Annotated in this window: 25 protein-coding genes and 1 tRNA gene; 12 read left to right on the forward strand and 14 right to left on the reverse strand. The window is 61.5% G+C overall.

The genetic code is table 11. The annotated features are described in order from the left end of the window. The first annotated feature begins 55 nt into the window (after positions 1-55). From ftsK to cysG, 6 genes are all read left to right on the forward strand, one after another. Positions 56-2,509 carry a DNA translocase FtsK gene (gene ftsK, locus KXR72_RS19440; RefSeq protein WP_437422837.1) on the forward strand — a complete coding sequence of 818 codons (2,454 nt, stop codon included), beginning with the start codon at positions 56-58 and terminating at the stop codon, positions 2,507-2,509. A 15-nt stretch (positions 2,510-2,524) separates the two neighbouring features. Next, positions 2,525-3,148, forward strand: a complete 624-nt coding sequence (gene lolA, locus KXR72_RS19445; RefSeq protein ID WP_437422744.1) for an outer membrane lipoprotein chaperone LolA — start codon at positions 2,525-2,527, stop codon at positions 3,146-3,148. A 66-nt stretch (positions 3,149-3,214) separates the two neighbouring features. Next, positions 3,215-4,540 carry a replication-associated recombination protein A gene (locus tag KXR72_RS19450; RefSeq protein WP_437422745.1) on the forward strand — a complete coding sequence of 442 codons (1,326 nt, stop codon included), beginning with the start codon at positions 3,215-3,217 and terminating at the stop codon, positions 4,538-4,540. Further along, positions 4,537-4,911, forward strand: a complete 375-nt coding sequence (gene crcB, locus KXR72_RS19455) for a fluoride efflux transporter CrcB (RefSeq protein ID WP_437422746.1) — start codon at positions 4,537-4,539, stop codon at positions 4,909-4,911. Before KXR72_RS19450 ends, crcB begins: the two co-directional genes overlap by 4 nt. 75 nt (positions 4,912-4,986) lie before the next feature. Next, on the forward strand, positions 4,987-6,270 hold the full coding sequence (gene serS, locus KXR72_RS19460) for a serine--tRNA ligase (RefSeq protein WP_437422747.1): 1,284 nt from the start codon (positions 4,987-4,989) through the stop codon (positions 6,268-6,270). Between the two features lie 205 nt (positions 6,271-6,475). Further along, positions 6,476-7,870: a siroheme synthase CysG gene (gene cysG, locus KXR72_RS19465; protein ID WP_437422748.1), complete on the forward strand. Its 1,395-nt coding sequence runs from the start codon at positions 6,476-6,478 to the stop codon at positions 7,868-7,870. A 22-nt stretch (positions 7,871-7,892) separates the two neighbouring features. Here cysG and KXR72_RS19470 read toward each other — a convergent pair whose 3' ends face one another. The 7 genes from KXR72_RS19470 to KXR72_RS19500 all read right to left on the reverse strand — a co-directional run bounded on the left by KXR72_RS19470 (position 7,893) and on the right by KXR72_RS19500 (position 12,099). Beyond that, entirely contained in the window at positions 7,893-8,891 is a 999-nt protein-coding gene (locus KXR72_RS19470; RefSeq protein ID WP_437422749.1) for a glutathione S-transferase family protein, read from the reverse strand. 87 nt (positions 8,892-8,978) lie between these two features. Next, on the reverse strand, positions 8,979-9,959 hold the full coding sequence (locus KXR72_RS19475) for a glycosyl transferase family protein (protein ID WP_437422750.1): 981 nt from the start codon (positions 9,957-9,959) through the stop codon (positions 8,979-8,981). Continuing rightward, positions 9,956-10,291: a TusE/DsrC/DsvC family sulfur relay protein gene (locus tag KXR72_RS19480; protein WP_437422751.1), complete on the reverse strand. Its 336-nt coding sequence runs from the start codon at positions 10,289-10,291 to the stop codon at positions 9,956-9,958. Before KXR72_RS19480 ends, KXR72_RS19475 begins: the two co-directional genes overlap by 4 nt. Continuing rightward, positions 10,288-10,590: a sulfurtransferase complex subunit TusB gene (gene tusB, locus KXR72_RS19485; protein ID WP_437422752.1), complete on the reverse strand. Its 303-nt coding sequence runs from the start codon at positions 10,588-10,590 to the stop codon at positions 10,288-10,290. The genes KXR72_RS19480 and tusB overlap by 4 nt, the downstream gene beginning before the upstream one ends. After that, positions 10,590-10,949 (reverse strand): sulfurtransferase complex subunit TusC, encoded by a 360-nt coding sequence (gene tusC / locus KXR72_RS19490; RefSeq protein ID WP_437422753.1) that lies wholly within the window; start codon positions 10,947-10,949, stop codon positions 10,590-10,592. The genes tusB and tusC overlap by 1 nt, the downstream gene beginning before the upstream one ends. After that, positions 10,949-11,341 (reverse strand): sulfurtransferase complex subunit TusD, encoded by a 393-nt coding sequence (tusD, locus tag KXR72_RS19495; protein WP_437422754.1) that lies wholly within the window; start codon positions 11,339-11,341, stop codon positions 10,949-10,951. Before tusD ends, tusC begins: the two co-directional genes overlap by 1 nt. Before the next feature lie 89 nt (positions 11,342-11,430). Further along, entirely contained in the window at positions 11,431-12,099 is a 669-nt protein-coding gene (locus KXR72_RS19500; RefSeq protein ID WP_437422755.1) for a Bax inhibitor-1/YccA family protein, read from the reverse strand. A 129-nt stretch (positions 12,100-12,228) separates the two neighbouring features. Between KXR72_RS19500 and KXR72_RS19505 the strand changes: the two genes are divergently transcribed. Then, positions 12,229-12,318 (forward strand) — tRNA-Ser (locus KXR72_RS19505). A gap of 99 nt (positions 12,319-12,417) precedes the next feature. Here KXR72_RS19505 and KXR72_RS19510 read toward each other — a convergent pair. From KXR72_RS19510 to KXR72_RS19535, 6 genes are all read right to left on the reverse strand, one after another. Beyond that, complete coding sequence (locus tag KXR72_RS19510; RefSeq protein ID WP_437422756.1) at positions 12,418-13,410, reverse strand: peptide ABC transporter ATP-binding protein; 993 nt, start codon at positions 13,408-13,410, stop codon at positions 12,418-12,420. Next, positions 13,400-14,428, reverse strand: coding sequence for an ABC transporter ATP-binding protein (locus KXR72_RS19515; protein ID WP_437422757.1), 1,029 nt, complete (start codon positions 14,426-14,428; stop codon positions 13,400-13,402). Before KXR72_RS19515 ends, KXR72_RS19510 begins: the two co-directional genes overlap by 11 nt. A gap of 40 nt (positions 14,429-14,468) precedes the next feature. Continuing rightward, the gene (locus KXR72_RS19520; protein ID WP_437422758.1) at positions 14,469-15,380 is read right to left on the reverse strand and encodes an ABC transporter permease subunit; all 912 of its coding nucleotides are present in this window, start codon (positions 15,378-15,380) and stop codon (positions 14,469-14,471) included. 10 nt (positions 15,381-15,390) lie between these two features. Continuing rightward, a complete protein-coding gene (locus KXR72_RS19525) occupies positions 15,391-16,401 on the reverse strand; it encodes an ABC transporter permease subunit (protein WP_437422759.1) in 1,011 nt (336 codons plus the stop codon). 102 nt (positions 16,402-16,503) lie between these two features. Next, positions 16,504-18,105 carry an ABC transporter substrate-binding protein gene (locus tag KXR72_RS19530; protein WP_437422760.1) on the reverse strand — a complete coding sequence of 534 codons (1,602 nt, stop codon included), beginning with the start codon at positions 18,103-18,105 and terminating at the stop codon, positions 16,504-16,506. A gap of 255 nt (positions 18,106-18,360) precedes the next feature. Then, the gene (locus KXR72_RS19535; RefSeq protein WP_437422761.1) at positions 18,361-18,924 is read right to left on the reverse strand and encodes a cupin domain-containing protein; all 564 of its coding nucleotides are present in this window, start codon (positions 18,922-18,924) and stop codon (positions 18,361-18,363) included. A gap of 160 nt (positions 18,925-19,084) precedes the next feature. Here KXR72_RS19535 and KXR72_RS19540 point away from each other — a divergent pair, with 160 nt between their 5' ends. From KXR72_RS19540 to KXR72_RS19550, 3 genes are all read left to right on the forward strand, one after another. Then, entirely contained in the window at positions 19,085-20,311 is a 1,227-nt protein-coding gene (locus KXR72_RS19540; protein ID WP_437422762.1) for a M24 family metallopeptidase, read from the forward strand. Positions 20,312-20,422: 111 nt separating this feature from the next. Continuing rightward, positions 20,423-21,328, forward strand: a complete 906-nt coding sequence (yedA, locus tag KXR72_RS19545; RefSeq protein WP_437422763.1) for a drug/metabolite exporter YedA — start codon at positions 20,423-20,425, stop codon at positions 21,326-21,328. A 135-nt stretch (positions 21,329-21,463) separates the two neighbouring features. Further along, complete coding sequence (locus KXR72_RS19550; protein WP_437422764.1) at positions 21,464-22,660, forward strand: MFS transporter; 1,197 nt, start codon at positions 21,464-21,466, stop codon at positions 22,658-22,660. Between the two features lie 13 nt (positions 22,661-22,673). Here KXR72_RS19550 and KXR72_RS19555 read toward each other — a convergent pair whose 3' ends face one another. Continuing rightward, positions 22,674-22,841: a hypothetical protein gene (locus tag KXR72_RS19555; RefSeq protein ID WP_437422765.1), complete on the reverse strand. Its 168-nt coding sequence runs from the start codon at positions 22,839-22,841 to the stop codon at positions 22,674-22,676. A 413-nt stretch (positions 22,842-23,254) separates the two neighbouring features. Here KXR72_RS19555 and KXR72_RS19560 point away from each other — a divergent pair, with 413 nt between their 5' ends. Next, entirely contained in the window at positions 23,255-23,566 is a 312-nt protein-coding gene (locus tag KXR72_RS19560) for a general stress protein (RefSeq protein ID WP_437422766.1), read from the forward strand. A 288-nt stretch (positions 23,567-23,854) separates the two neighbouring features. Beyond that, complete coding sequence (locus tag KXR72_RS19565; protein WP_437422767.1) at positions 23,855-24,511, forward strand: cytochrome c3 family protein; 657 nt, start codon at positions 23,855-23,857, stop codon at positions 24,509-24,511. Positions 24,512-24,514: the final 3 nt, after the last annotated feature.

Genomic DNA, 24,514 nt, shown 5'->3' on the forward strand with positions numbered 1-24,514 from the left:
GCCGGCACGGAACCGGCATGTCTTCCTGTCGACAAACCCGTACAATGCCCAGGTTCTGGCTGATACGGTTCATAGATCGCGCCGCTGGCGCAGGAAATTAAGCGTTTTGAAGAATTCCTCATCTACCGCGCCAGCTTCCGTCTGGCGTCAGCAACTGCATTACCGTCTCAAGGAAGGCGCCTTGATCGCGCTTGGCGCACTGTGCGCCTACCTCTGGATGGCGCTGCTGACTTACGATCCCTCCGATCCGGGCTGGACCCACACCAGTAATGTGCAGCACGTTCAGAACGCGGCGGGCCGCGCAGGGGCCTGGTTCGCGGACGTCCTGTTCATGGTGCTCGGCTATTTTGCGTACCTCTTTCCGCTGTTGCTCGCCATCAAAACCTTGCAAGTGTTCCGTGCGCGGCATCAACCGTGGACGTGGAATGGCTGGCTATTTTCCTGGCGGCTCATTGGATTGGTGTTCCTCGTCCTATCGGGTTCGGCGCTTGCTTACATTCATTTCCAGTTTGCCAATAACCTGCCGGCCTCCGCGGGTGGCGCGTTGGGTGAAAGCCTCGGTCAATTGGCCGAGGCTGCGCTCAACGTCCAAGGCAGTACCTTGTTATTGCTGGCTTTCTTCCTGTTTGGGCTGACGGTCTTCACGGACCTGTCCTGGTTCAAAGTGATGGACCTTACGGGCAAGATCACGCTCGATCTGGTCGAGTTGATCCAGAGCTTTTTTGCTCGCTGGTGGGCGGCACGGAACGAGCGCAAGCAAGTCGTTGCGCAGCTTCGACAAGCCGATGAGGTCGTCAACGAAGTCGCTGGGTCACTGTCGGATCAGCGTGAGCGGTCGCGTGTCAAGGAGCGGTTGCTGGAGCGCGAGGAGTCGCTTAACAAACACATGAGTGAGCGGGAGAAGCGCCCGGCGCCGGTCATTCCTCCAGCGCCTCCTCCAAAACCGGTCGAGCAGAGCAAGCGTGTTCTGAAGGAAAAGCAGGCGAACCTGTTCGTCGATCCGCTTATCGAGGGCAGTCTGCCACCGCTGTCCTTGCTGGATGTCGCGGAAAAGCAGCAGAAGCAGTACTCGCCCGAATCGCTCGAGGCCATGTCGCGTCTACTCGAGATCAAGCTGAAGGAATTCGGCGTCGAAGTGATCGTGGAATCCGTCCATCCGGGGCCTGTCATTACCCGGTTCGAAATCCAGCCGGCGGCAGGGGTGAAGGTAAGCCGCATCTCCAACCTGGCGAAAGACCTGGCTCGTTCGTTGGCCGTCATCAGCGTTCGCGTCGTCGAGGTCATACCGGGCAAGACCACGGTCGGTATCGAGATTCCGAACGAAGACCGGCAAATCGTGCGCTTCTCCGAAGTCCTGTCATCTGCACCCTACGACGACGCCAAGTCACCCGTCACCATTGCGCTGGGCCACGATATTGGTGGCAAGCCCGTCATCGCCGATCTGGCGAAGATGCCGCACTTACTCGTTGCCGGCACCACCGGCTCGGGTAAGTCGGTAGGCGTCAATGCCATGATTCTGTCGATCCTGTTCAAATCCACGCCGGACGACGCGCGGCTGATCATGATCGATCCAAAGATGCTCGAGCTCTCGATCTATGAGGGCATTCCGCACCTGCTTTGCCCGGTCGTGACCGACATGAAAGAGGCGGCCAACGCGTTGCGTTGGAGCGTCGCCGAGATGGAGCGCCGTTACAAGCTGATGGCGGCCATGGGCGTCCGTAACCTCGCGGGATTCAACCGCAAGGTCAAAGAGGCCGAGGAGGCGGGCACCCCTCTGACCGATCCGTTGTACCGGCGCGAAAGCATGGACGACGAGGCGCCGCTGCTGAAGAAGCTGCCAACCATCGTTGTAATCGTCGATGAGTTTGCCGACATGATGATGATCGTCGGTAAAAAGGTCGAAGAACTCATTGCGCGGATCGCGCAGAAGGCCCGTGCTGCTGGTATTCACCTCATCCTGGCGACGCAGCGTCCATCGGTCGACGTCATTACCGGCCTGATCAAGGCCAACATTCCGACGCGCATGGCTTTCCAGGTATCGAGCAAGATCGATTCACGAACGATCCTTGACCAGGGCGGCGCCGAGCAGTTGCTCGGCCACGGTGACATGCTCTACCTACCACCGGGTACAGGCCTGCCGATCCGTGTTCACGGCGCATTCGTCTCCGACGATGAAGTGCATCGCGTCGTCGAGGCATGGAAGGCGAGAGGCGCGCCTGACTACATTGAGGAAATCCTGGCGGGAGCTGAAGAGTCTGGCAGCGGCTTCGATGGTGGCGGTGAAAGCGGCAGCGGTGAGGGCAGTGAAGAGGATCCGCTGTACGACGAGGCTGTGCGCTTCGTGACCGAAAGCCGTCGCGCGTCGATTTCTGCTGTGCAGCGCAAGCTCAAGATCGGCTACAACCGTGCGGCCCGCATGATCGAGGCGATGGAGATGGCCGGCGTCGTGACTTCCATGAATACCAACGGCTCGCGGGAAGTAATCGCTCCGCCGCCCATGCGCGACTAATCGCACCGAGGTCTTATGCAATTGATTCGCTTGTTTGTTGCGTCCGCCTTGCTGTTTACGCTGGCTCCGGCTCATGCCGACCAGGCGTCGACCAAGCGCTTGACCGAACTGCTACAAAAAGCCGAGACGCTGACAGGCCGGTTTTCCCAGCTTTCGCTCGATGGCAGCGGTACACAGCTTCAGGAAACCTCCGGCGAGATGGCACTGAAGCGTCCGGGCCAGTTCCGCTGGCATACTGACGAGCCGATGGAGCAGTTACTCGTATCCGACGGCAAGAAGGTTTGGCTGTACGACCCAGATCTTGAGCAGGTCACTATCCAGACCCTTGATCAGCGTTTGACCCACACCCCGGCGTTGTTATTGTCGGGCGACGTTTCGGCCATCAGCGAGAATTTCGATGTCAGCCACAAGGAGGCGGGTGGCGTGGTCGATTTCACGCTTACGCCAAAAGCTAAGGACACGCTCTTCGATAACTTGCGATTGTCCTTCCGTGACGGTGTGATCAATGACATGCAGCTTGTCGATGGCGTGGGCCAGCGCACCAATATCCTGTTCCAGGGCGTCGAGCTGAATGCGCCGATCAAGGCCGACCAGTTCAAGTTCGAGATACCTGAAGGGACCGATGTGATCACCGAGTGATCGTGCTCCTTCGCAACCCATACGGCCTGCTCTGTGCAGGCCGTTTGCATCATACATAGGCCGCTCATGGACCTGTTCAGCCACGAACCCGTCGCGCAACCCCTAGCCGCGCGCCTGCGTGCTACCTGTCTCGACGACTACGTCGGACAGGAGCACTTGCTGGCGCGGGGCAAGCCGCTCCGTGAAGCGCTGGAGCAGGGTGCGCTGCATTCGATGGTTTTCTGGGGGCCGCCCGGGGTTGGCAAGACGACCCTGGCCAAGCTGCTGGCCAAGGTATCCGATGCGCATTTCGAAACCGTCTCGGCCGTACTTGCGGGTGTCAAGGAGATCCGCCACGCCGTCGAGGTCGCCAAGCAACAGGCCGCTCAGTACGGGCGCCGCACCATCTTGTTCGTGGATGAGGTGCATCGGTTCAACAAGTCCCAACAGGACGCCTTCCTGCCCTATGTCGAAGACGGCACGCTGATTTTCATCGGGGCGACTACCGAAAACCCCTCGTTCGAACTCAACAATGCGCTTTTATCGAGGGCGCGCGTCTACGTGCTCAAGAGCCTGGACGAGGCAGCAATGCGCAAGCTGGTCCATCGTGCCCTCAGCGAGCCACGGGGACTCGGCGAGCTGGGCCTGAGTCTTCCGGAAGATAGCTTCCAGATGCTACTTGCCGCCGCGGATGGTGACGGGCGTCGCCTGCTTAATCTGTTGGAGAACGCGTCGGATCTTGCCGAAGAAGGCGGTGAGATCAGCGCCGAACTGCTGCAGGATCTCCTGGGTGACAGCCGCCGTCGCTTCGACAAGGGTGGCGAAGCCTTTTATGACCAGATTTCAGCCCTGCACAAATCCGTGCGGGGCTCCAATCCCGATGCGTCGCTGTACTGGTTCGCACGCATGCTGGACGGCGGTTGCGATCCGCTCTACATCGCGCGCCGCGTGGTGCGCATGGCAAGCGAGGAGGTCGGTAACGCTGACCCTCGCGCGCTTGGCCTTTGCCTCTCGGCGTGGGACGTGCAGGAGCGGCTCGGCAGCCCCGAGGGCGAGCTCGCCGTCGCGCAGGCAATCATCTACCTGGCATGTGCGCCAAAGAGCAACGCGGTTTACAGCGCCTTCAACGCGGCCAGGCGTGATGTGGCCGAGAACGGCTCCGCCGAAGTGCCGTTGCATCTTCGCAACGCTCCGACCCGCCTGATGAAGGATTTGGGCTATGGCGATGGCTATCGCTATGCCCACGACGAACCCGATGCCTATGCCGCAGGAGAGGATTATTTCCCGGATGCGGTCGAGCCGCGGCGCTACTATCAGCCCGCCCCGCGTGGACTCGAAGCTAAAATTCGCGACAAGCTCGATCATCTGGCCCGTCTGGATCGCGAGAGCCCACGTCAGCGGAGGAAACCATGATGCGCATGTGGCTCGCAGTCGTCGCTGGCGGTGTGCTGGGTACGCTGATCCGCTTTGGTGTGTCGACTTGGGTCGCATCGAGCTGGCCGCGGCATTTCTACCTTGCGACGCTGGCAGTCAACCTAGTCGGTTGCCTCGCCATCGGCTACCTCTACGCCACTTTCCTACTGCGTCCGGAATGGTCGCCAGAGTTGCGTAACGGCCTGATGGTCGGATTGCTCGGCGCGCTGACGACGTTCTCCAGTTTCTCCCTCGATGGCCTGCGCTTGTTCGAGAGCGGGCAGGCAGCGACGGCCGTCGCTTACGTCGGTGTCAGCGTAATCGGGGGGCTGCTGGCTGCCTGGGCCGGGCTCGCGCTTGGCAGGTTATGAACCTGGCCGCTATCGAAGTAAACTCCGCAACCGCTGCGCCAATTCCTATCGAAGCTTTCACAGACGAGACTCACCATGCTTGATTCGAAACTGCTCCGTACCCAGCTGCACGACGTCGCCGAACGGTTGGCTACTCGCGGCTACCAGTTGGACGTGGCGCGTATCGAGGCGCTGGAAGCACAGCGCAAGACCGTCCAGACCCGTACCGAGCAGCTGCAGGCCGAGCGCAACGCCCGTTCCAAGTCCATCGGGCAGGCAAAGCAGCGTGGCGAAGACATCGCGCCGCTTCTAGCCGATGTCGACCGGATGGGGTCCGAGCTAGAGGCGGGCAAGGTCGAACTGGACGCCATCCAGAACGAGTTGGACCAGCTGATGCTCAGCCTGCCCAATCTTCCGCATGAATCCGTGCCGGTAGGCAAAGACGAAGACGACAACCTTGAGGTGCGCCGCTGGGGTGAGCCAAAAGCCTTTGAATTCCCCGTCAAGGATCATGTCGCCCTTGGCGAGCAGCACGGTTGGCTGGATTTCGAGACGGCCGTCAAGCTATCCGGTGCCCGTTTCGCCTTGATGCGCGGACCGATTGCACGCCTGCATCGCGCGCTGGCGCAGTTCATGCTCGACCTGCATACCCGCGAGCATGGCTACGAAGAAGCGTATACACCGTATCTGGTGCAGGCGCCTGCGTTGCAGGGAACCGGCCAGTTGCCGAAGTTCGAAGAAGATCTATTCAAAATCAGCCGTGAGAATGAAGCCGATCTCTATCTGATCCCGACTGCCGAAGTGTCGCTGACCAACATCGTGGCCGGCGAAATTCTCGATGCGAAACAGCTCCCGCTCAAGTTCGTCGCGCATACGCCCTGTTTCCGAAGCGAGGCGGGCGCGTCCGGTCGCGACACCCGGGGCATGATCCGCCAACACCAATTCGACAAAGTTGAAATGGTGCAGATCGTCGAGCCCGGTGCCTCCTTCGAAGCCCTGGAAAGCCTCACGGCCAATGCCGAGGCTGTCCTGAAGGCGCTGGAGCTTCCCTATCGGGTGCTTGCACTGTGCACTGGCGACATGGGGTTCGGTGCGACCAAAACCTATGATCTTGAGGTCTGGGTACCCAGTCAGGACAAGTACCGCGAGATTTCGTCCTGCTCGAACTGTGGAGACTTTCAGGCACGGCGCATGCAGGCGCGCTACCGCAACCCTGAAACGGGCAAGCCCGAGCTCGTCCATACGCTCAATGGTTCAGGGCTGGCCGTCGGCCGCACGCTGGTTGCCGTTCTTGAGAACTACCAGCTAGCGGACGGTTCCATTCGGGTTCCAGCCGTACTCAAGCCCTACATGGGCGGCATAGAAGTAATCGGCGGTTGATTGGACATATGTGTTTCTGGCCGATTGGCTAGGCTGCCCGATTTGCCAGGTTTGCTGCTCCGCTCACCTGGCTGACCGGCGAGATGCGGATCGAGAGTGACCACTGAAGGCGCGCCGATTCGAAGATCGGCAACCTTGATTGCCGACAAGGGCGTGGCGGGCGTTTGACGCTGTGATGCCCCAACCCCCGTTTACAGGATTCGCTATGGATTTTCTGCCGCTGTTTCATAACCTCAAGCGCCAGACCGTGCTGGTGGTCGGCGGCGGAGAAATTGCGCTGCGCAAGGCCCGCCTGCTCAGTGAAGCCGGAGCGGTGCTGCGTGTGGTCGCTCCGGAGATCGAGCCTCAACTGGCCGCGCTGGTGGAGGGGGGCGGTGGTCGCCTTCTCAGGCGGGGCTACGCCACCAACGATTTGGATGGTTGCGTGCTTGCCATCGCCGCGACCGATGACGAGGCGCTCAATGCGCGGGTTTCCCAGGAAGCCCGGTCACGCAGCCTGCCAGTCAATGTGGTCGATTCTCCTCAGCTCTGCAGTGTGATCTTTCCCGCCATTGTCGACCGCTCTCCGTTGGTGATTGCCGTCTCCAGCGGTGGTGATGCGCCCGTGCTGGCACGGCTGATTCGCGCGCGTATCGAAACCTGGATCCCCGCGGTCTATGGGCAACTGGCCGGCCTGGCCAAGCGTTTTCGCGCCCAGGTCAAGGCAAGCCTGCCGGACGTACAACAGCGCCGCGTTTTCTGGGAGGAGGTGTTCGACGGCCCAGTGGCCGAACGCGCGCTGGCCGGCCAAATGCAAGAAGCCGAGCACATGCTCGAGGACAAGCTCGCCGGCGCCTTGCCTAGAACGCTGGGCGAGGTTTATCTGGTTGGCGCGGGGCCGGGCGATCCGGATCTGCTCACGTTTCGTGCACTGCGGCTGATGCAGCAAGCCGATGTTGTTCTTTACGACCGGTTAGTCGCGCCGGCGATTCTGGATCTCTGTCGGCGTGACGCCGATCGTGTTTACGTGGGCAAGCGCCGCGCCGAACATGCCGTACCGCAGCAGGAAATCAATCAGCTGTTAGTTTCCCTGGCAAAGGAGGGCAAGCGGGTGTTGCGTCTCAAGGGCGGCGATCCGTTCATCTTCGGACGTGGCGGGGAAGAGATCGAGGAGCTGGCGGCACACTCTGTGCCCTTCCAGGTGGTGCCTGGCATCACGGCTGCCAGCGGCTGCGCAGCGTATGCCGGCATTCCACTGACTCACCGGGACCATGCGCAATCGGTTCGTTTCGTCACCGGGCATCTCAAGGATGGCAGCTGCGATCTTCCATGGGGCGAGCTCGTTGCGCCGAGCCAGACGTTGGTGTTCTACATGGGGCTAGTCGGCCTTCCGGTCATCTGCCAGCAACTAATTGCACATGGGCGCTGCGGGGACACGCCAATTGCGCTGATCCAGCAGGGCACCACGTCGAACCAGCGCGTATTCACTGGAACCCTGGCGGACCTGCCTGGCCGGGTCGCGAGCGAACAGGTGCAGGCGCCGACGTTGGTCATCGTGGGCGAGGTAGTGCAGCTACGCGACAAGCTTGCCTGGTTCGAGGGTGCGGCTCACCGCCAATAGTGCAAAGGGGCTTTTGCTTCGATCAGCGCTGCCAAATGCCCTTACTGGGCAGGCGCTCACGGTCGTGCGGGGCATCGAACGCCAGATGTGGGCCGCGCGGCACGACACCGGTCGGATTGATGTGCCGATGACTGGCGTAATAGTGGTGCTTGATGTGGATCAGGTCGACGGTATCGGCGACGCCTGGCCACTGGTAAAGCTCTCGCAGCCAATTCGACAGGTTAGGGTAATCCTGGATGCGTCGCAGGTTGCACTTGAAGTGGCCGTAATAGACCGCATCGAAACGCACCAGGGTGGTGAACAGACGCCAGTCGGCCTCGGTCAGGTATTCCCCGGACAAGTAGCGTGAGCGGCCGAGCTGAGCCTCCAGCTCGTCGAGCTCATTGAACAGCGGGTCGAACGCCGCTTCGTAGGCCTTCTGGCTTGAAGCGAAGCCGGCCCGGTACACGCCGTTGTTCACTGCCGGGTAGATGCGTGCGTTGAGCCGGTCGATTTCCGGCCGCAACGGTTCAGGATAAAGATCGAGCGTCGAGCCTGTGATGTCGTCGAAGGCATCGTTGAAGATGCGGATGATTTCGGCGGACTCGTTGTTCACGATGCGCCCTGCCTGACGATCCCACAACACGGGAACGGTGACGCGACCGGTGTAGTCCGGATCGTCCGACGTGTAGCGTCGGTGAAGATACTGCAACCCATCCAGCGCGTCGCCACTGGAGCCGGTAGCCGTATCGAAGGTCCAGCCGTTCTCCCCCATTAGCCAGCTGACGACCGATACCTCTATGGCCGTTTCGAGCTGTTTGAGCGTGCGATAGATAAGCGTGCGGTGAGCCCAGGGGCAGGCGAGCGAGACGTAAAGGTGAAAGCGGCCGGTCTCGGCTTTTACCGCTTCCTGGCCGTCCGGCCCGGCAGCGCCATCGCGCGTCACCCAGTTTCGGCGCTGCGCTTGCTCGCGCTGAAATTCGCCGTCACGGCTGTTCTCGTACCAACGATCCTGCCACTGCCCGTCGACCAGAAGCCCCATCTGCATCTCTCCACGACTCGTTAGATGCTTGAAGTTTAGGTCGATGCTTCGCCGGGAATGGTCGCAATGACCGGTACTACCTATCGTTCAGTTCGATGAGTTACGGTGCCGCCACAAGCGTTGGGCATGTTCGAACGCGGCCTCGCGGGGCTCACCCAGGCCGCGCAGCCCCAGCGCGATGGTCGACATGACGGCCAGTTCGCCGTACTGGTCCGTTTCGACCCCACGCCACACGGCCAATAGGTGCTGCGGATCGAGCTGGGCCGGCTTGACGTGGCGCTGTGGTGACAGCGACGGCCAGTCCTCGTCCCAGTTTTCGCCTGCCGCGGTGCCGTAGAGGTGAGAGACGCCGTCCGGGTTGACCTCGATCTCGCCGCCTTCACCCTTGATGACGATGGCGCTGTCACCGAGCAGCCGGCTGGCTTCGCGATGGTTGGCCTGGTAACCGGGGTGGAAGATGCTCTGCAGTCCGCAACGAGCCTGCAGCGGATTGAGGGTGCGGGCCAAGGAGTGGATAGGCGATCGCAGTCCGAGAATGTTGCGCTGGTCGATCATTCGCTGCAGGCCTGGCATCCAGGCTCCAAGCGGCATGAAGGCCAGGCGCTCTTGCGCCAGCGCTTCGCCTACCTCAGGCCAGGTCTCGCAGCGGCGGATGTTCAGCAAATCGAGCAGTTGCTCTGTGTACAGGCGGCCTGCCGTGTGGGCGCCGCCGCCGTGCATGAAGATGCGAATACCGCTTTGCGCCAGGCACTTGGCGGCCAACAGATACCAGGGCAAATGCCGTTTCTTGCCGGCATAGCTGGGCCAGTCGATATCGACCTCGAGCGCTGGTGCATCGAGCCGTGCGCGAACCGCTTCGGTGAAGCCGGCAAGCTCCGCGGCGCTCTCTTCCTTGTGCCGCAGCAACATTAGGAATGCGCCGAGCTGTGTATCTTCGGTTTTGCCGTCGAGGAGCATGCCCATCGCATCACGGGCCTCATCACGGGTCAGGTCGCGAGCGCCGCGTTTACCTTTGCCGAGGATTCGGACGAATGGGGCAAAGGGATGTTCTTCTGGCGTGACGATCATATGCAATTGCTCGGTTTCGGCAGCCCTGCAAGCTTGGCGGCGAGCTTGGCCGGTGTGCCCTTGAACAGGCGGTTCAGGTGGACGCTGTTACCTTTCTCTGCACCCAGTTTAAGCGCGGTGTATTTGATCAACGGGCGCGTCGCGGGCGACAGCTGGAACTCTGCATAAAAGGCTCGCAGCACATGGAGGATTTCCCAGTGTGCGTCGCTCAGCTCGATGCCTTCGGCATGGGCCAGGGCAACGGCTACGGGTTCGCTCCAGTCGTTCAGGTCGACCAGAAAGCCTTCCTTGTCGACAGCAATCGAAGTGTCATCCAATAGACGGGTATTCATAGCCAGGCGTTCGTTCTTGCATAGCGGCAGCAGAGTTCGACGAACCGTGCATAGTCGATCGCCTCGACCCTCCCCGGTAACGAGAGGAGGCCGCGCGCGGTGACATCTTCGGCGAGCGCAAACAGCGCGATGGCCTCGTCCAGCTGCTCCAGGGCCGCACGTGGTGCGGTGCCCGCCAGAAGCGCGTGGACCGCATCGCCGGTGAGCAGCAGGGCGTCGCCTGGTGCGATCAGGCGCAGGCAGCTATCCAGGCGGCCATCGGCGAAGGGCGAGTGGGACATCAGGTGCAAGGTCGACATCAGAGCGTGATCACATAGTCGTAGCGGTTGAGGAGGGCGCTGAGGTCGCTGTCATCGATCGGTTCGACTGGCAAGGTCAGCTCCGTGGCATCGAGTCCGCGTTGTAGCAGGCTGCTGCGCGCAATATAAAGCGCCTCGACCCCGAACATCGGCAAGGCCTGGAGGTTGGCCGTCAGATCCTTTTGCTGTAGTGCGGCCGCATGCTGGGCGGGGGCGAGCTGGAAGACACCGTCGTCGAGAAACAGCAGCCCGAGGGGCAAGTCGAACGCGCCGCCGGCAAGCACCAGATCGAGCGCCTCACGAGCCGATGGCCCCGACCAGGGCGCTTGCCGCGAGATGATGAGCATCGAGCGCGCCATCAATGGCCTCCAAAGCAGACCAAGCGGTCGGCCTGTTGCGCGGCTTCATGCAACTGCCCAAGACCGGAAAGCTCCCAGCCTGGCGCCAGGTTGGCCGCGGCGCGCTCGTAACGACTGGCTTCTTGCCCGTCGAGCACGCCCCGGCGCAGGCCGGCCGCGATGCAGACAACTCCATCGAGTCGGTGTCGGCTGACGAACTGTGACCATTGCGCTGCGAGGTCCGGTTCGTCTTGAGGCATCACGACATTGGCCGAAGCGCTGTGTACGCCGTCCTGGTAGAGGAATAACCGGGTGATCTCATTGCCACTTTCAAGCACCGCGTCAGCGAAGCGCAATGCGCGCCGCGAGGCGGGTGAGTGAGCCGGGGAAAACAACGCGATAACGAATTTCATGAGGCACCTGAAAAGATCAGGGCGACATAATACGCCAGCCGTGGAAACGAAAAAGCCCGCCGAAGCGGGCTTGATCCCATGGTCGACGGTCAGTCGTCGCCGCCCATGATGCCCATCAGCTGGAGCAGGCTGATGAACAGGTTGTACAGCGACACGTACAGGCCGATGGTGGCCATGATGTAGTTGCGCTCGCCCCCGTGGATGATCGCGCTGGTCTGATAGAGGATGCAGACCGACGAGAACAGCACGAAGCCAGCACTGATAGCCAATTGCAAGCCGCTGATCTGGAAGAAGAAGCTCGCGACCATCGCACCCAGGAGCACGAAGAAGCCGGCCGTGATGAAACCGCTGAGGAAGCTCATGTCCTTGCGGGTGATCAGCACGAACGCCGACAAGCCGAAGAACACCAGGGCGGTCATCGAGAGTGCAGAAGCGATCAGCTCACCGCCGTTGGCCGTGCCCAGGTACATGTTCAGGATCGGGCCCAGCGTGTAACCCATGAAGCCGGTGAGGGCGAAGGTAGAGAGCAGGCCCCAGGCGGAGTTGCGCAGCTTCACGGTCAGGAAGAACAGCCCGTAGAAGCCGATCAGCACGACGAAGATGTTCGGGTAGGCCGCATTGGCCTGCATGGCCATATAGGCGACCAGGGCGCTGAAGCCCAGGGTAATGGCCAACAGGCCATAGGTATTGCGCAAAACGCGGCTGACTTCCTGTTGTTCAACCTGCGTATGCGTAGCGGCGTACTGTTGCTTGAGCATGGCGACACTCCTGTAGATGAATTCAGCCCGAAGACGAATTGCCTCGGATCATAGCAGAGCTTTGAATCGGGACTAACGACAGTGTTTGACAGTGTGTTTCGTTCGGGTACTATGGCGCCCGCTCTCTGCGGAGGAGTGGCAGAGCGGTTGAATGCAACGGTCTTGAAAACCGTCGAAGGGGAAACTCTTCCGTGAGTTCGAATCTCACCTCCTCCGCCATATCAAGCGAAAGGCCCCGTACTCCGGGGCCTTTCGCGTTTCTGGCAGGCTGAAAACCGATAACCGTCATGCAGTCTCGCTGGCTGGCTTCTGGCTGGCTTAGTGTCGATCGGCCAGGGTTTCAGCGTAATGACAGGCAACCTGCCGACCGTCGACCGGGCGGAAGGCAGGGACTTCAGCGCTGCAGCGTTCGGTCGCATACGGACAACGGCCATTGAATGGGCAGCCAGACGGCGGATCGAGCGGGCTGGGTAGCTCGCCGCTGGCCTTGAGCCTGTTGTTGGACCGATCGGCAGCGAAGCTCGGTGTCGCGGCCAAAAGTACTTGCGTGTATGGGTGTAGCGGGCGGCGATAGACCTCTTCAGCTGGCCCCATTTCCATCGGACTGCCGAAATACATGACCAGTACCTGGTCGGCCACGTGCCGCACCACCGCCAGGTCGTGCGAGATGAATACGTACCCGGCCTGGAACTGCTCCTGTATATCCATGAACAGATTGAGGACCTGCGCCTGGATCGATACGTCGAGCGCCGAGGTCGGTTCGTCGGCGACAAGCACCTTGGGCTTGAGCATCATCGCCCGTGCGAGCGCGATGCGTTGGCGCTGGCCACCGGAGAACATGTGCGGGTATCGCTGGTAGTGCTCCGGGCGCAGGCCCACCTGCTGCATCATCGCCTGTACCTGCTCGCGTCGCTCCGCGCGTGAAAGTGAAGTATTGATTACCAGCGGCTCGGCCAGCTGGTCGCCAATCTTCTGCCGGGGATTCAGCGAGGCGTATGGGTTCTGGAAGACCATCTGCACGTCGCGGCGTAGGCGTTTGCGTTGGGCACCGTCAGCCTGGGTTACGTCTTGCCCAGCGATTTGCAGCGACCCTGACGTCGGCTCCTCAATCAGGGTCAGGGCGCGGGCCAGGGTCGATTTGCCGCAGCCTGATTCACCGACCACGGCAAGCGTCTCGCCAGCGTTCAGTTCGAAGGAAACGCCGTTCAGGGCCCGCACGGTGGCGCGTGGCTTGAACATGCCCCGAGACACCTCATAGTGGCGCGCGAGGTCGCGCGCCGACAACACGCACTGTGTTGGCTCAGTAGGCATGATGATCTCCTGGCGGTGTTTGTTGACGTTGTGTGTCGGGCAATACCTCTGGTGCTTGCTCGGCCGTGAGGTTGCGTGGATAGAAGCAGCGCACTTCGCCACGCTCATACGGCTCGAGGGAAGGGCGCTCCGCGCAGTGCGGGCGCGCATAGGGGCAGCGTGGCGAGAGCAGGCAGCCGGAGGGACGATCGTAGCGACCCGGCACGATGCCGGGCAGCGTCGCCAAGCGATGCCCAGTGCAACGTTCTGGAATGGAGGCCAGCAGCGCTTCGGTGTAGGGATGCGCCGGCGCATCGAACAGCGCGGGCACGTATCCGGTCTCGACGGCCTGGCCCGCATACATCACGCAGACGCGCTGCGCCGTCTCGGCGACAACCGCCAAGTCATGGGTTATCAAGATCAGCGCCATGCCCTGGTCGCGCTGCAAAGCGAGCAGCAGGTCCATGATCTGCGCCTGGATCGTCACGTCGAGCGCGGTGGTCGGTTCGTCGGCAATCAGCAGTTGCGGCTCGCCCGCGATCGCCATGGCGATCGCGACACGCTGGCTCATGCCACCCGATAGCTGGTGTGGATAGGCATCGAGGCGGCTGGCCGCGGCGGGAATCTCAACGCGTTCGAGCAGCTCCAGCGCCCGCTGGCGAACCGCCTTGCCCTTGAGGCCGAGATGCTGGCGCAGCACTTCGCCGATCTGGAAGCCCACGGTGTAGCTGGGATTGAGCGCCGTCATCGGGTCCTGGAAGACCATTGCCAGGTCCTTGCCGATCAGCCGGCGCCGTTGCCGCCCCTTGAGCGTAAGCAAGTCGTGGCCGGCAAAGTGCAGGCGGTCGGCCTGGACGCGTCCGGGCGGGTCGATAAGGCCCATCAGGGCCATCATGGTGACGGACTTGCCGGAACCGGATTCGCCGACGATGGCCAGAACATCCCCTCGATCGACCCTGAGGTCGAGCCCGTCGACCACAGGCGGTGCGCCCGCGTCACCGAAACGCACGCTTAGGTTGCGGATATCCAGCAGGCTCACGGGTTCACCTCCATCGGGTTACGGGGCATGGATGGGCTCCTCATGTGGCGTTTTTCAGCTTGGGATCCAGCGCATCGCGCAGGCCGTCGCCGAGCAGGTTGATCGCCAGCACGCTGAGCAGGATCGCCAGGCCAGGGAGCGACACGACCCACCAGGCGCGCTCGATGTAATCGCGCGCCGATGCCAGCATCGTGCCCCACTCAGGCGTTGGCGGTTGCACGCCGAGCCCAAGGAAGCCCAGTGCAGCCGCATCAAGGATGGCCGACGAGAAACTGAGGGTTGCTTGTACGATGAGCGGTGCCATGCAGTTAGGCAGTACGCAGACGAACATCAGCCGCAGGGTGCCGGCGCCGGCGAGGCGAGACGCTGTGACGTAGTCGCGGTTGAGTTCGCTCATCACCGCGGCGCGAGTCAGCCGCACGTAGGAAGGCAGTGACACGATAGCGATGGCGAACACGGTATTGATCAGCCCGGGGCCAAGTACGGCGACGATGGCTACGGCCAGCAGCAACGATGGCAGCGCCAGCATGATGTCCATCAGGCGCATGATGAAAGGGCCGAGCCGGGTTGGCGAGAAGCCGGCCAGCAGGCCGAGCAGGATGCCTGGTAGCAACGAGACGATTACCGAGGCCAGGCCGATCAGCAGCGAAAGCCGTGCGCCATGTATCAGGCGTGACAGCATGTCACGACCCAGCTCATCGGTGCCGAGCAGAAAGCGCGTGGCGCCGCCTTCCTGCCAAGCCGGGGGGGTTATCAGGAAGTCACGAAATTGCTCGGTGGGGTCGTAGGGTGCCAACCAGTGGGCGAAGAGGGCACAGATCACCAGCAACCCCATGTAGATCAGCCCGACGAGGGCACCGCGGTTGCGGCTGAAGGCGGTCCAGAATTCACGAAGCGGAGAGGGGTAGTAGGTAGTCGGCTCGGCGGCCGGCAGTGTTTTGAGACTGCTCATGGCGGCGTCCTCAGCGCTGGTGTCGGATACGGGGATTGGCCAGCCCGTAGAGAATGTCGACGATGAAATTGACCAGGATGACCAGGCAGGCGACAAGCAGAATGCCGTTCTGCACCACCGGGTAATCCCTCGCGCCGATGGACTCGATCAGCCACTTGCCGATCCCGGGCCAGGAGAAAATCGTTTCGGTCAGCACGGCGCCGGCGAGCAGGGTGCCGATCTGTAGGCCGAACACGGTAAGGACCGGAATGAGCGCGTTGCGCAGCCCATGGACGAATACCACCCGATTCGGCGACAGGCCTTTCGCGCGCGCGGTCCGCACGTAATCCTCGCGGAGCACTTCGAGCATGGCCGAGCGAGTCATGCGGGCAATGACGGCCAGCGGAATGGTCGCCAGTACGATGGCAGGCAGGATCATGTGGCGCACGGCATCGAGGAATGCGCCTTCTTCACCGCTGAGCAGCGTGTCGATAAGCATGAAGCCAGTCACGGGCGGCACGTCATAGAGCAGGTCGATACGCCCCGAAACGGGTGTCCAGCCAAGGCTCACCGAGAAGAACAGAATGAGGATCAGCCCCCACCAGAAAATTGGCATCGAATAGCCGACCAGGGAAAGTCCCATCACGCCATGATCGAACAGCGAGCCGCGCTTGAGGGCAGCAACGACGCCTAACAGCACACCGAGAGTGCCGGCGATGAGCAGAGCCGCCAGTGCGAGTTCGAGCGTCGCGGGAAACAACGTAGTGAACTCGTTCCAGACGCTGGTGCGGGTGCGCAACGATTCGCCCAAGTTGCCCTGCGCGAGGTTGCCGATGTAATCGAGGTACTGCGCGTAGAGTGGTTTGTTTAGTCCGAGGCGCTCCATTGCCTGGGCGTGCATTTCCGGGTCGACCCGGCGTTCGCCCATCATCACCTCGACAGGGTCGCCGGGGATCATGCGGATCAGTGCGAAGGTGAGCAGGGTTACGCCGAAAAAGGTCGGGATCAACAGGCCCAGACGGCGCGCGATGAAGCTGAACATGGTAATGCGTACTCCTGGTCGAACGGCTTCGCGGATGCGTAGCCGTGGCGGGTCCCGGTGGTGCTGATAGCCCGGGGCGGGCACTGGGCCCGCCCCGGTCACCTAGCGCTGGTTTTCCACGCCATAGAAGGAGTTGCGGCCGAAGGGGCTGATCTCGAAGCCCTTCACGCTCTTGCGCATTGGCTGGTACACGGTGGAATGCGCGATCGGGGTGATCGGCAGCTGTTCCTGCAGGATCGCCTGAGCCTTCTGGTACAGCTCGGTACGCTCGCCTTGGTCGGTGATGCGCTTGGCCTGTTTGACGATCTGGTCGTACTCGGCATCGCACCATTTCGACCAGTTGTTGCCCTCCACGGCATCGCAGCCATACAAGGTGTTGAGCCAGTTGTCAGGGTCACCGTTGTCGCCGGTCCAGCCGATCAGCATGGCGTCGTGCTCGCCGGCGTGGCCGCGCTTGATGTACTCACCCCATTCGTAGCTGACAATGCGGGCCTTGATACCGACCTTGCCCCAATCGGACTGAATCATTTCAGCCATCAGCTTGGCGTTGGGGTTATAGGGACGCTGCACCGGCATCGCCCACAAGGTGATCTCGGTGCCTTCAGCTATACCCGCCTGCTTGAGCAGTTCACGGGCCTTTTCCGGGTTGTACTCGGTGCCCTTGATGCTCTCGTCGTAGGACCACTGCGTCGGTGGCATTGCATTGACCGCGAGTTGGCCTGCGCCCTGGTACACCGCCTCGATGATGGCCTTTTTGTCTACTGCCATGTCCAGCGCCTGGCGCACCTCTAGCTTGTCGAGCGGCGCGTGCTCGACGTTATAAGCGATGTAGCCGAGGTTGAAACCCGGCTGGCTGGGCACGGCGAGGTTGGGGTCTTTTTTCAGCGCCTCGAGGTCGGCAGGGCGCGGGTTGAGGGTGATCTGGCATTCACCGGCACGTAGCTTCTGCGCGCGGACTGAAGCGTCGGTGGTGATGGCGAAGATCAGGTTGTCGATCTTCACGTCCTCCGGTTTCCAGTAGTCCTTGTTGCCCTTGAAGCGAATCTGCGCGTCCTTCTGGTAGCGCCCGAATACGAACGGGCCGGTACCGATGGGCTTCTGGTTGATCTGCTCGGCCTTGCCCTCGGCGAGCAACTGGTCGGCGTACTCAGCCGAATGAATCGCAGCGAAGTTCATCGCCAGATTCTGAATGAAGGCTGCGTCGACATGGTTGAGTACGAAGCGTACGGTCAGGTCGTCGACTTTTTCGATGCGGGCAATGTTCTTGTCCATCCCCATGTCGGTGAAGTAGGGGAACTCGCTGGGGTATGCCTTGCGGAAGGGATGATCCTTGTCGAGCATGCGCTCGAAGGTGAAGACCACATCGTCAGCGTTGAATTCGCGGGTTGGCTTGAAATAGTCCGTGGCGTGGAATTTAACGCCGGGGCGCAGATGGAAGGTGTAGGTCAGGCCGTCTTCGCTGACATCCCATTTGGTGGCAAGCGCCGGCAGCGCGCGGGTGCCGCCGCGTTCGAACTGGGCGAGGCGATTGAACACGGTTTCGGAAGCCGCGTCGAAATCCGTTCCAGTGGTGTACTGACCCGGGTCGAAGCCAGCTGGGCTGCCCTCTGAGCAGTAGACCAGGTTGCTGGCGGCGAAGCCCAAGGGAGAAGCGACGAGCAGACCCGCGGCGAGCAGGGCCCGGATGGACGTGTTGTTTCGCATGCAAACCTCATTCTTTTTTATGTTCATCGAGGGTTGGTCTTGTGGACCCCAGGGCGTCACTGCATGCCGCTCGCAACGGTGTTTCCCCGTGCGGCGCTTGATCGTCCCGTGGCGGCTGCTTCACCTTAGGTACGCAGCCAAGCCTGCCCCGAAATTAAGTCATGCTGAAAACTGGGTCAATCGAAATTAAGCAGGGCTGAATTTGCGAGACGCAGCTCAACGTGTTTGTCGAAGCAAAGCGGGTGCCAGGTCTGATCAGCGAGTAACCAGATCGTCGAACAGACCCATGGTAGTGACGGTCAGCACTTCCGCAGGCTGGTCACCAACGTTCGCGAGATAGTGCGGTTTGCCTGCATCGAAATGAATCGAGTCGCCGATGGCGAGGGGGTAGCTGCGACCGTCAACCGTGTAGACGATGCGGCCGCTCAGCACATAGGCGAATTCCGATCCCTCATGAGCGATCAGCTCCGACTGGTAGCCGACCGGCATGCTGACTTTTACAGCGTTCAGCAAGTTGCCGGGAAAGCTCGTAGACAGGCGTTCGTAAGCAAGCGGCTGGCCTTCGATCGTGTAGCGGACCCGCTCACCCTGGTGCGAATCGGGCTGGGCTTGCATGGGTTGGTCGAACAAGGCGTTCAACGGGACGCCAAGGGATTTAGCGATGTTCGCCAGCGACGAGATCGACACGCCGGTCAGGTTGCGCTCAGCCTGGGAGAGAAAGCTTGCGGTGAGGCCCGCCTCTTTAGCCACCTGGTTCAAAGTCTTGTTGGCGGCACGCCTGTAGCGCCGCAAGCGCTCGCCGATGCGATTGTCTGTCATGGGATTCGCTCATGCTGGAGTGTGGCCAGTATACGGCCAGCGCAACGCTACTAGACCAGCCGTTAGGCCTGCGGATGAAGTCATGCTTAAAAAAGCTTTGCGTGAAAATTTAAGCTGTACTTAAATCTTGCCACTTCCTTACAGCTACCAGGAGAACGGCATGACGATCGGCGTTGGCGGCAGTACACCCGAGCAAGCACTCGCACGGCTGCGGAACATGCTCGAGGGCGTCGAGCCGATTGGGTTGAGCGAATACCAGGCGCGGATCGAGCGCGCACAGGCACGCATGTGTGAACTTGGCATCGACGCCATTTTCATCGGCGCAGGGAGCAATCTCGAGTATTTCAGCGGGGTGCGCTGGAGCCCGAGCGAGCGCCTGGTTGGTGCGTTGCTGCCCGCCGATGGTGCGCTGGAATACATCGCACCGGCGTTCGAGGAGGGCACCATCCGCGACTTCATGGTCGTAGACGGCCCGGTTCGCGGTTGGCAAGAACATGAAAGCCCGTACCGCCTGGTCTTCGACAGGCTGGCGAGCATGGGAATCAAGCCGAACGTCCATGCCCGACCAAGGATCGGCATCTGCCCGTCGCTTCCGTTCTTCATGTTCGACGGCCTGCGCCAGCTCGACCCGGGCTATGCCTTTGTCGATGCCGCTGCGGTCAGCGGTTATTGCCGCCAGCGTAAGTCGCCGCAGGAGATCGCGCTGATGCAGCGGGCCAAGCTGATGACGCTGGAAGTCCAGAAGGCCGCCGCGAGCATCCTCCACGAGGGCATCAGTACCGTCGAGGTTGCGGATTTCATCCAGCGTGCGCACCGAGCGGTGGGCGCGACGGGTTCGGTGTTCTGCATCGTGCTGTTTGGCGAGGCCAGTGCGTTTCCGCATGGGGTCAGTTACCCGCAACGCCTGAAGCAGGGCGATATGGTGCTCATCGACACCGGTTGCCGGGTGCACAGCTACCTGTCGGATATCACCCGCAGCTATGTGTTCGGCAAGCCCAGCGAGCGTCAGCGAACCCTCTGGGGTTTCGAGCAGGAGGCGCAGCTTGCCGCGTTTGCAGCGGCCCAGTTGGGCGTGCCGTGCGAGCAGGTGGACGAAGCGGCGCGCAGTTCGCTTGAAGCCTGCGGCCTTGGGCCGGGCTACACGCTGCCTGGCTTGCCTCACCGGACCGGTCACGGCATCGGCCTCGACATTCATGAAGGGCCGTATCTGGTGCGTGGGGACTACACACCGCTCGATGTCGGCATGTGCTTCAGTAATGAACCCATGATCTGCGTGCCGGGCGAGTTCGGCATCCGGCTGGAGGATCACTTCTACATGAGCGCGAGCGGCCCGCGCTGGTTTACTGAACCGAGTCCGAGCGTTGACGATCCGTTCGGCCTGGGCTGATCGCTCCGATAGCCCTAACTGCACCGGTAAACGAATGGCCGACTGTGCTTAGCGGCGCCAGCGGCCAGTGCCTAGAATGAAGGGCCAACCCTCTCTCGCCGGGCGCCCCGCATGCCATCACGTCCTTTTCCGTTGCTGTTGGTGGGTGCCTTCGCTGCGCTCTACCTCATCTGGGGCTCAACCTATTTCGTCATCCGCATCGGGGTCGAGTCCTGGCCGCCGATGCTGCTCGCTGGGCTGCGGTTCGTCATTGCCGGTAGCCTAATGTTCGCCTGGTTGCGGTGGCGCGGTGTGCCGGTACCGAGCGCGCGCCAATGGCGGTCTTGCACGCTTGTCGGTGTGCTGCTGCTGAGTTGTGGGAATGGCGGTGTGACAGTTGCGGAACACTACGGTGTGGCCTCGGCCGTGGCTGCGCTGGCGATCGCCACCGTGCCGCTGTTCGCGCTTCTGTTCGGCTTGATCTGGGGTCAGAAGACAACCGGGCTGGAGTGGGGCGGCATCGTGCTCGGCCTTACGGGGATCGGGCTGCTCAACCTCGGTCATAACCTGCAGGCGAGCCCGGCCGGTGCCGTGATAGTGCTGCTGGCCGCCGCGAGCTGGGCGCTCGGTTCGATGTGGAGCCGCCAGCTCGATCTGCCCGGCGGCGCCATGGCCAGCGCGGCGCAGATGCTTGCCGGTGGCGCGGTGCTGCTGATCGGCAGCGCGCTGAGCGGCGAGCGTCTCGAGCAGATGCCTACGCCGTCTGGCTGGGCGGCCCTGGCTTATCTGACGCTGCTCGGCTCCATCGTTGCGTTCAGTGCTTATCTCTACCTGCTCAAGCACGTCCGGCCGGCCGCGGCGACCAGCTATGCCTACGTCAACCCAGTAGTGGCTGTGCTGCTGGGTATCAGCTTCGCCGGTGAGCGTATCGGCCCGGTCGAATGGATAGCGATGATGGTCATCCTCAGCGCCGTCGTGCTGATCGGCTTGCCCAAGTGGCGTCGTCCCGCGCCGAACGTCGCGCCGCGTCAGGTGTGACCACAGACTTGTAAGTCAGTTGTATGATGAGTTCGCCATGCGCAGGGATTTACCGGTTCGCTCGTAGGTCATAGTCCTAAGCGCGCCACCGGCCTTGGCGACCACCATCCCGTTTCCTCAATGACAGGCGCACTCATGCCCGCTGCGAAAGAACCTGCTGCCAACGACACCTTTTTCATCCTTTCGCTGGTCGTGTTCAACTTCATTTCCTTCATATCCATTGGTATTCCGCTGGCGTCGCTACCCGGCTACGTGCATGAAACGCTGGGCTTCAGCACAGCCATCGCCGGTATCGTCATCGGCGCGCAATATCTCACCACGCTGCTATGTCGCCCCCTGGCCGGGCGCCTGGCGGACGAGCGCGGCGCAAAGCAGACCGTGCTGATCGGCATGGCATCCGGACTGGTCAGCGGCGCGCTGTTGCTGGTTTCGGCGCAGCTGGCTGACTGGCCCATGGCAAGCATCGGCGTGTTGCTAGCGAGCCGATTGATCCTGGGCTTTACCCAGAGCCTGATCGGTATTTCAGCGATCAGCTGGGGTATCTCCCGCCTCGGACCGCAGAGCACGGCACGGATGATTTCCTGGAACGGCATCGCGGCGTATGGCGGGGTTGGCATTGGCGCGCCGCTGGGCGTCTATCTGCAACAGTCTCTGGGGCTGTGGAGCCTAGGCGTGGCAACCATGGTGCTCGCGACTACTGGCCTGGCGCTGGCCTGGCGACGCGGCGACGCACCGCTCAACCCGGGCGCGCGCTTGCCGTTCGGCAAGGTTCTGTGGAAGGTCGCACCGCCAGGCATCAGCCTGGCACTGGCGACGATCGGCTACGGCACGCTTACTGCCTTTATCGCGTTGTACTACGACATGCGAGGGTGGGACGGCGCCGCGTGGTGCCTGACGGCCTTTGCCTTCGCCTTTATCGGCACGCGCTTGCTGTTCCCCAACCTGATCAATCGAGTAGGCGGCTACACAGTGGCCGTGGCCTGCCTGGTGATCGAGATCTTCGGGCTCGTCATGCTCTGGCTCGCCGAGGCGCCCAGCCTTGCACTGGCGGGCTCGGCATTGACCGGTTGCGGGCTGTCGCTGCTTTACCCGGCGCTGGGTGTGGGTGTGGTGTCACGCGTCGGGGTGGCGAACCGCAGCTCCGGGCTGAGCGTATTCGCGATGTTCTTCGATCTGGCCCTTGGCTTATCAGGTGCGATCATGGGTGCGCTGGCGACCTACATTGGCATGCAGAGCATTTTCCTAGGTGCCGGGGCGATGGCCGTGGTGGGGTTGTCGATCGTCTGGGCCTTGCTGCGGCAGGAGCGCAAGACCGAAGGGCAGGGCGCGTGAAGCGGGCGGTGCGCTAGGCGCGCACCGTGTTCGAGAGAGCCGCATCCAGCGAGGCGCGACGAGCAAGGGCCGCTGCGCTGGGCCGGTAGCTCCGGTGGTCACGCTGCTTCCACAGTTCCAATGGCGCTTTGAAGCTGTTATCCGATTGGCGGACCAGATTTTCCAGGGTCTTGCTGCTCATGCGGGGCCTCCAGTGCTCGGTCGAGTGACGTTCGTCATGATGGAGCCGCGTCCTTGCGCCAGCCGTCGTGGCTTTCCTGAGTTCGAGAATGGCTGCCTCTCGTTACAGCCTGTTGACATATCCAGGCGCCGGATGAACGGTCATGGGCGTCGCGGTTTCGGTTAAGTCGCAACCGCTGCGTTTCTTTCACAAGCGATTTTTCGGCAAGCGGCGTCATCGCCGTGCTTGGCGTTTCGTTGCTATTTAAATGCAACTATCTATAAACGGTCTTGATATCAAAATGGCCATGATCCGTTCATCGACCGATTGAAGGAAAGTTCGAACTCTCGGGCGGTATCTGCTTTCGGACATAGTGAGGCGGCTGCACCAAGCGTCGCATCTTTTAAGTACCATCAAGTAACTGGAGTAATCTCATGTCGAATGATAAGAGCGGAAATCCGGGTAACTTTGCAAACGACCGCGAGAAGGCCTCCGAAGCAGGACAAAAGGGCGGTCACAACAGCGGCGGCAACTTTGCCAACGATCCGCAACGCGCATCCGAAGCAGGCCAAAAAGGCGGCCAGAACAGCGGTGGCAACTTTGCCAATGATCCGCAGCGCGCTTCCGAAGCCGGCCAGAAAGGCGGCCAGAACAGTGGCGGGAACTTCGCTAACGATCGCGAAAAAGCATCGGAAGCCGGTCGCAAGGGTGGCGAGAATAGCCACGGCGGTGGCCGCAATTCGTAAGAGGTGATGCTATATAGCTAATCACTTGCGATATATAAAGCGGGGCCTGATGATTCGGGTCTCGCTTTTTTATGCGTGTAAATAGTTCATTGATTAATTGCCAATATTAATCGATTGCCCTTGATTACATTGATGCCTGTTAATAACGGTGCCCTCTGGCATTTCGCCTTTTGTGGATGACTAATTTCGCCCAGACAATGCATTCGTACGAGGTGTTTCGCTTGTTTCGCTGAACTCATCGTGACGAATGGGGCCGAAACAGACAGATACAAAAACACGACGAAGGGCATGGCTCAGATTTTCCCCCGTTCGGCTGACATGTGGCTGCGCTTGGCCTTGCTCATCTTGTTTGGTGGGATGGCTTGTCTGCTCGTGACGCTCATGGTGTTGGATCGTTCGGATTACAACAGCGGCAAGGGTTGGGTGGTGCGCCAACCGGTGCCCTTCAGCCATGAACACCACGCCGGGGCGCTCAAGATCGACTGCCGCTATTGCCACGACAGCGTCGAGGCGAGCGCTGTCGCCGGGCTGCCGCCGACCGATACCTGCATGACCTGCCATTCGCAGATCTGGACGGGCGCCGACATGCTCGCACCTGTCCGCCAGAGTCTGGTTGAGGGTAAACCGCTGCGCTGGAACCGCGTTACTGAGCTGCCGGATTACGTCTATTTCCGTCACAACGTCCACGTCAACGCAGGGGTGGGTTGCGAAACCTGCCATGGCCAGGTGGACACCATGCCGCTTATGTATCGCGCCGAGTCCTTTTCGATGAGTTGGTGCCTCGACTGCCATCAGGACCCAGCGCCACGGCTGCGTCCGCGTGATGCGGTGACCACCATGGGCTGGACCACCAAGCTCAATCGTCGCGCCGTCGGTGAGCAACTGATCAAGGAGCACCACATCGATACCCAGAACCTGACTCACTGCTACGTCTGTCATAGGTAGCCC

Source organism: Stutzerimonas chloritidismutans (genome assembly GCF_051486945.1).
GTDB classification, from domain to species: Bacteria; Pseudomonadota; Gammaproteobacteria; order Pseudomonadales; family Pseudomonadaceae; genus Stutzerimonas; species Stutzerimonas chloritidismutans_B.